This window comes from Pedobacter kyungheensis (assembly GCF_000812965.1).
Taxonomy (GTDB): domain Bacteria; phylum Bacteroidota; class Bacteroidia; order Sphingobacteriales; family Sphingobacteriaceae; genus Pedobacter; species Pedobacter kyungheensis.
This window is the reverse complement of the sequence record NZ_JSYN01000057.1, coordinates 1-7,039: the sequence shown is the minus strand read 5'-3', so window position 1 is coordinate 7,039 and position 7,039 is coordinate 1. Positions and strand designations below refer to the sequence as shown.

Genomic DNA, 7,039 nt, shown 5'->3' with positions numbered 1-7,039 from the left:
GGCAATTTATTATATAAAAATCAATATGAGTGACGGGGAGAGCTTAACGGCATTGATCTACTCGAAAAATCTTCATTGCGAGAAGGAACGACGAAGCAATCTTTCATGCCGGTAATTCTTGCTATAAAGATTGCTTCGTCGGCTGAAAAAGCCTTCTCGCAATGACGATATTCTTTAGATGTCTATCAATAGTTGCCTAATCGAAAGAAGATCGTAAAATGTTTAGACAATCTCAACGTGACAACATTCCATCCGAAAATAGCCTGATGAAAAATTAACTTCAATTTTTTATCTTAGTAAATGCCAAAATACACCGCCACCAAACTTACCCCCCTGCTCGAATCGCATGATATGCCCGGAACCCTAAAGTTTTACACCGAAGTTTTAGGTTTTAGCTGTGCCGCAAAATTCGACGATCTGAGCTGGTTTAGCCTCAGCAAAGATGAGATCGAGATCATGTTCTGCATGCCCAACGAGCACCGCAATATGCCTAAGGCGGTAATGAGTGGCTCGCTATATATCAAAACCAATGAAGTAGAACAGCTTTGGAAAAGTTTAAAAGACCAATGCGAAATCGGCTACCCGCTTGATGATTTTGAATTCGGCATGCGCGAGTTTGCCATCTACGATAATAACGGTTATATGCTGCAGTTTGGGCGCGAGCTGGAATAGACTAAAGGCCATAACGGTATAGGGTATTCACCCTTTAAGCAGCTTAATTTAGTACATTTGCATAACCAAATATTTGGAACAGGGATTGGTACTTTCAGTACAAAACAATCCTTTAAATCCCATATTATGCAACAAGTAGAAATATACAAGCCCAAAAATAAAATCCGTTTTGTAACCGCTGCTTCTCTTTTCGATGGCCACGATGCAACTATTAACATCATGCGTCGAATCCTTCAATCGTCGGGCGCCGAGGTAATCCACCTGGGGCATAACCGTTCGGTTGATGAAGTGGTAAACTGCGCCATTCAGGAAGATGTACAGGGTATTGCAATGACTTCCTACCAGGGCGGCCATATCGAATACTTTAAGTACATGTACGATTTGCTGCAGGAACGTGGTTCAGCGCATATTAAAATATTTGCAGGTGGCGGTGGGGTAATCCTGCCAGCTGAAATTGACGAACTGCAGGCTTATGGCATTGCTAAAATCTACTCACCTGATGATGGCCGAAAAATGGGTTTACAGGGCATGATTAATGATATGCTGGTGAAAACCGATTTCGTAACCAAAACCAGTATCACCAACGAGCTCGAAACCATACCAACCAAAAATATTAAAGCTATAGCCGGAGCCATTACTGTTGCAGAAAATGATCCCGAGGGTGCACAAAAATTTGTTGATGAATTAAAGCGGTTATCGCAAAATAATACAGCTCCTATTCTGGGCATTACCGGTACCGGCGGCGCCGGAAAATCATCATTGGTTGATGAACTGGTGCGCCGTTTTTTAGTTGAGGTGAAAGATAAAACACTGGCCATTATTTCTGTCGATCCATCTAAACGGAAAACAGGAGGTGCTCTTCTTGGCGACCGCATCCGGATGAACGCCATTAATAATCCCAGGGTATATATGCGTTCGCTGGCCACACGCCAGGCCAATCTTGCTTTATCTAAAAACGTACAGGAAAGTATCGATATCTGTAAAGCCGCAGGCTACGACCTGATTATTGTCGAAACTTCGGGAATTGGCCAATCGGATACCGAAATTACCGAGCATTGCGATGTTTCCTTGTACGTAATGACACCCGAATTTGGTGCTGCTACACAGCTGGAGAAAATAGACATGCTCGACTTCGCCGATCTGGTAGCCATTAATAAATTTGACAAAAGAGGTGCCCTCGATGCATTGAGAGATGTACGCAAACAATACAAGCGCAACCACAACATTTTCGATGCCAAGGACGACGAAATTCCCGTTTATGGCACAATGGCATCCCAGTTTAACGATCCTGGCATGAATAATTTATTTGTGGCCTTAATGGAGCAAATAAAAGTTAAAACCGGAACAGATTTTCAGGCAAAGCTGGAATTAACAACCGATCAATCCGAAAAGATTTATATCATTCCACCAGATCGCATCCGTTACCTGGCCGAAATTGCAGAATCAAGTCAGGTGTACAATGAGTGGGTAACTAAACAGGCCACTATTGCCCGGAAAATGTACCAGCTCAAAGGTGTAATCGATTTATTGAGCGATACTCATTCCCCTCTTCCAGAGGGGTGTCCGCAGGACGGGGTGTCAAAAAGCCTAGACTCAACTTATGCTTTCTTCGAAGAACAATTAGACGGAGAATGCAAAAGATTATTGCGCCAATGGCCAGAAACCAAAAAAGCTTATAAAGAAGAATTTTTCATTTATAAAGTCCGCGATAAAGAAATTAAACAACCTTTATTTTACGAATCGCTTTCGAAGCTTCAGATTCCAAAGGTATCGCTCCCCCGTTACGAAGATTGGGGCGATATTTTAAGGTGGTTGTTAACCGAAAACCTGCCAGGCGAATTTCCTTATGCTGCCGGGGTATTTCCACTCAAACGCGAAGGTGAAGACCCTACCCGTATGTTTGCCGGTGAAGGTGGGCCAGAACGGACCAATAAACGTTTCCATTATGTTTCATTGGGGCAACCAGCACACCGCCTGTCTACTGCTTTCGATTCGGTTACCCTTTACGGCGAAGATCCGCATACCCGCCCCGATATTTATGGCAAAATTGGTAATTCGGGCGTGAGTATTGCCACTTTAGACGATGCTAAAAAATTATACTCAGGCTTCGATCTTTGCGCCCCTTCTACTTCCGTATCGATGACCATTAACGGGCCAGCACCGATGTTACTTGGCTTTTTCATGAATGCAGCAATCGATCAGCAATGCGAAAAATATATTATCGCAAACGGCCTGGAAAAAGAAGTTGAAGCTAAAATCGCTGCCATTTATAAAGCTAAAAACGCAGAAAGGCCGGCATACAACGGATCGCTACCACAAGGAAACGATGGTTTAGGCTTAATGCTTTTAGGTCTGACCGGCGATCAGGTTTTACCAGCCGATGTTTATGCCCAAATTAAGGCAAAAGCCATCAGCTCAGTACGCGGAACCGTTCAGGCCGATATCTTAAAAGAAGACCAGGCCCAAAACACCTGTATTTTCTCTACCGAGTTTGCCTTGAGAATGATGGGCGACATCCAGAAATATTTTATCGACGAGAAAGTGCGGAATTTTTATTCCGTATCTATTTCAGGTTATCACATTGCCGAAGCTGGTGCAAATCCCATCTCGCAACTGGCTTTTACGCTGAGTAATGGTTTTACTTTTGTGGAGTATTATTTAAGCAGGGGCATGCATATCGATGATTTTGCACCTAACCTTTCTTTTTTCTTCTCTAATGGTATCGATCCTGAGTACGCTGTAATTGGCCGTGTGGCGCGTAGAATCTGGGCTAAGGCCATTAAAAATAAATATAAAGGAAACGATCGTTCGCAAAAACTGAAATACCACATTCAAACTTCAGGCCGTTCATTACATGCCCAGGAGATTGATTTTAACGATATCCGCACTACCTTACAGGCATTATATGCCATTTACGACAATTGTAATTCGCTCCACACCAACGCCTATGATGAAGCCATTACTACACCGACCGAAGAATCGGTTAGGAGAGCTATGGCCATTCAATTGATTATAAACAGAGAATTAGGGCTCGCTAAAAATGAAAACCCGCTACAGGGAGCTTTTATTATCGAAGAACTAACTGATTTGGTTGAAGAGGCTGTGCTGGCTGAGTTTAAGCGGATCAACGATCGTGGTGGTGTTTTAGGTGCCATGGAAACCATGTATCAGCGTGGAAAAATACAGGAAGAAAGTCTGTACTACGAAACGCTTAAACATACTGGCGAATATCCGATTGTTGGTGTTAATACCTTCTTAAATAAAAATGGTTCTCCTACTATTGTTCCCGGAGAAGTAATCAGGGCTACCGAAGAAGAAAAGCAGTTTCAGATTTCGGCTCTGGAAAAATTTAAGCAGCGCAACGAGGATAAAGCTGCCGGTTTGTTAAAACAGTTACAAAAATCGGCCGTTGCCGGCGAAAATATCTTTGAGCAATTAATGGAAGTATGCAAAATCTGCTCACTGGGGCAAATCAGCAACGCGCTATACGAAGTGGGCGGCCAATACAGGAGAAACATGTAATGAAAAGATTAGTCTTCTTATTCGCTTTTCTATTTGCGGCAAATACCTGGGCAGTTACACTACCCAAAACACCTTACATTATTGCTCTAGGCATTGCGCAGGATGGGGGTTACCCACACATGGGTTGCCAGAAAAGCTGTTGTAAGATGGCCTGGTCCAACGCAAAACTGCAGAAACACGTAGTTTCACTTGCGCTGGTTGATCCGGTTAATAAAAAATGGTGGTTATTTGAAGCTACTCCAGATATTAAACAACAGTTGCAGCACTTTAAATTGCAAACTAACAGCACCTACCCTTACTTGCCCGAAGGTATATTTATTACCCATGCCCACATTGGCCACTATACAGGATTAATGGAGTTTGGCCGCGAGGTAATGTCTACCAAAGCCTTAAAAGTATATGTTTTGCCTAAACTAAAGGTTTTTCTCGAAGAAAATGGGCCATGGAGCCAGTTGGTTAAGTTAAACAACATTAACATCATTGAACTTACAGCCGATCAGCCCCTTACCATTGCGAACAATACAGTAACTGCGTTTACCGTGCCCCATCGCGATGAATTTTCAGAAACTGCTGGCTTTAAAATTAATACACCGACTAAAAAATACCTGTTTATCCCCGATATTAATAAATGGAGCAAATGGGATAAAAATATCATAGCCGAAGTTAAAAATGTTGATGTGGCCATGGTCGATGCTACATTTTACAGCAATACCGAGCTTGCAAACAGGGCGATTGCCGAAGTACCGCATCCTTTCGTTACTGAAACCACCGATTTGTTTAAAAACGAAGCAGCTGAAGTTAAACGTAAGTTATATTTTATCCACTTTAACCATACCAACCCACTGCTGTGGAGCGCACAAGCACAGCAAGCTTTACAGGCCCAGGGCTTTAACCTCGTTAAGCAAGATCAGATTTTCTATTAACCACCAATAAAAAAACCTATTGCTTACCGCAATAGGTTTTAAAATATTTTGAAATCGCTGGTGCTTATCCTGCAATCCAGCTAAATTTATAATCAATAGTAGGATTTTTCATTCTTTCCGCTACGCGTAGTAAACGTGCTGGTAAAGCCATAATATAGTCGCGGGCCTTCTCGCCTGCTTCATTTAAATCGCGCATACCTTCAATTTTCCAGTCAACTATTAACTGTTGCATAATTTCAACATAATCAATCGCGGTGTAAACACCTAAACGTTGCGCAGCATCAGTAAAGTGACCAAAGGTTTGGCCAATTTTTAACCCCACCTCACGTAAAAAGTGTGCAGGCATTACAATTTTTTGGCGCATCATATCCTCAAAAGCAAGCATAGCTTCGTTAGGATCGACCTCAAAAATGCGGTTCATGAAGTCTTTATACGCTTTGGCATGCCTTGCCTCATCAGAAGCAATTACACCACACATTCTCGATAATAACGTATCACCACCTTTTTTGGCTAAAGAAGCTACCCTTCTGTGCGAAATATTGGTAGCCATCTCTTGAAAAGAAGTATAAATAAAATTCCGGTACGGATCATGGCCGGTTCCAATATCGAAACCATCAGCTATCAGATATTGCGTAGAAATTTCCATCTGGCGCATATCTACCCTACCCGATAGGTATAAATATTTATTTAACAAATCGCCGTGACGGTTTTCTTCTGCAGTCCAGTGCCTGTTCCACTTCATCCAGCCACCATCTTCTTTCATGCTTGGGCCTTGTACCATCGATAACCACGATTCGTAAGTAGGTAAAGCTTCTTCAGTAATCGTATCACCAATTAATACTGCTACCAGATCGTATGAAAGATCTTTAGCGTTATCTCTCAGTATTCTTATATCTTGATAAAATGTATCGCTTGTAGAGTCAGGTAGAAAGTCAGACGGCTGCCAGTTGGTATCAATCGGTTTAAGATAGGTATCCATCATCTCGAGCATATACTGTTCTATATGCACCATCACTTCCCTTCTTTTATCTGCAAAAAAACTCATTATTCGTGTTTATATATTTGTTAACAGCAAAGATAACCAAATATTACTGCAAACCTTGTGATATTAACACATTTAGCATTAAATCAGTTTAAAATCAACTTTAAATTATCAACATCATTTTAATTGTCTTGTTTTGTTAACAATTTAGTTGTAACATCAACCGGCATTTACAGTTCAACAATTTTAATTAAAACGAAATTTTATTTATATGCTGTAGCGCAAAACCTGTGCTAATCGGAATAGTTCCGTCCTGCTGTACGTTGCAATCCTTTTGGAGGTGTAATGCGAGCGCAGGTAAGTGTTCGTTCCAGCCAAAAGGGATTTTCACTGCCATCAGGGCTACTGTTAAAAGCTTAAAGCAAAAAGAAGAAAGACCAAAGCAGGTATATACCGTTTTAAACTTATGAGTTTTTATTCTTATGATGAACCCTCTTGCAATCCCCCAGTACTGATCGTCATTGCCAGCTTGATCCGATAGCTATCGGATGGCAATCTTAATGAAAGGTTAAACCTCGCAGGTTTTAAATAATAAAAGAAACGAGCTAAACCTGCGAGGTTTCTAAGGACATTAAGAAAAGATAGCTTGGTTTAGTCAAAGTCACCTTAATTACCTTAACTGCTTAATGGTTAAAAAAGCTTAAAGCCTAAAGCTTTGTATCCCGCTTTCTGCTTGATCCGTCTTTAAGCTTTGGTCTTTCGGCTCAAAAAGCTTATAAACAAGAAAACCCCTCAGTATTAACTGAAGGGTTCCTTTAAGATTTGGCACCGACCTACTCTCCCACGTGTTACCGCAGTACCATTGGCTCTGGTGGGCTTAACTTCTCTGTTCGGAATGGGAAGAGGTGGACACCACCGATATAGGCACCTAAATATTTTT

General features: G+C 41.6%; 4 protein-coding genes and 1 rRNA gene. 3 read left to right on the top strand and 2 right to left on the bottom strand.

Features of this window, described 5'->3' with window-relative positions; genetic code table 11:
• Positions 1-300 precede the first annotated feature (300 nt).
• The 3 genes from OC25_RS26500 to OC25_RS26490 all read left to right on the top strand — a co-directional run bounded on the left by OC25_RS26500 (position 301) and on the right by OC25_RS26490 (position 5,117).
• A complete protein-coding gene (locus tag OC25_RS26500; RefSeq protein ID WP_039483551.1) occupies positions 301-672 on the top strand; it encodes a VOC family protein in 372 nt (123 codons plus the stop codon).
• Positions 673-798: 126 nt separating this feature from the next.
• Complete coding sequence (locus OC25_RS26495) at positions 799-4,194, top strand: methylmalonyl-CoA mutase family protein (protein ID WP_039483548.1); 3,396 nt, start codon at positions 799-801, stop codon at positions 4,192-4,194.
• The gene (locus tag OC25_RS26490) at positions 4,194-5,117 is read left to right on the top strand and encodes an MBL fold metallo-hydrolase (protein ID WP_039483545.1); all 924 of its coding nucleotides are present in this window, start codon (positions 4,194-4,196) and stop codon (positions 5,115-5,117) included. Before OC25_RS26495 ends, OC25_RS26490 begins: the two co-directional genes overlap by 1 nt.
• Positions 5,118-5,181: 64 nt before the next feature.
• Here OC25_RS26490 and OC25_RS26485 read toward each other — a convergent pair whose 3' ends face one another.
• Both OC25_RS26485 and rrf read right to left on the bottom strand, forming a co-directional pair.
• On the bottom strand, positions 5,182-6,162 hold the full coding sequence (locus tag OC25_RS26485; RefSeq protein WP_039483541.1) for an acyl-ACP desaturase: 981 nt from the start codon (positions 6,160-6,162) through the stop codon (positions 5,182-5,184).
• 757 nt (positions 6,163-6,919) lie between these two features.
• Positions 6,920-7,031, bottom strand: a 5S ribosomal RNA gene (gene rrf / locus OC25_RS26480).
• Positions 7,032-7,039 lie beyond the last annotated feature (8 nt).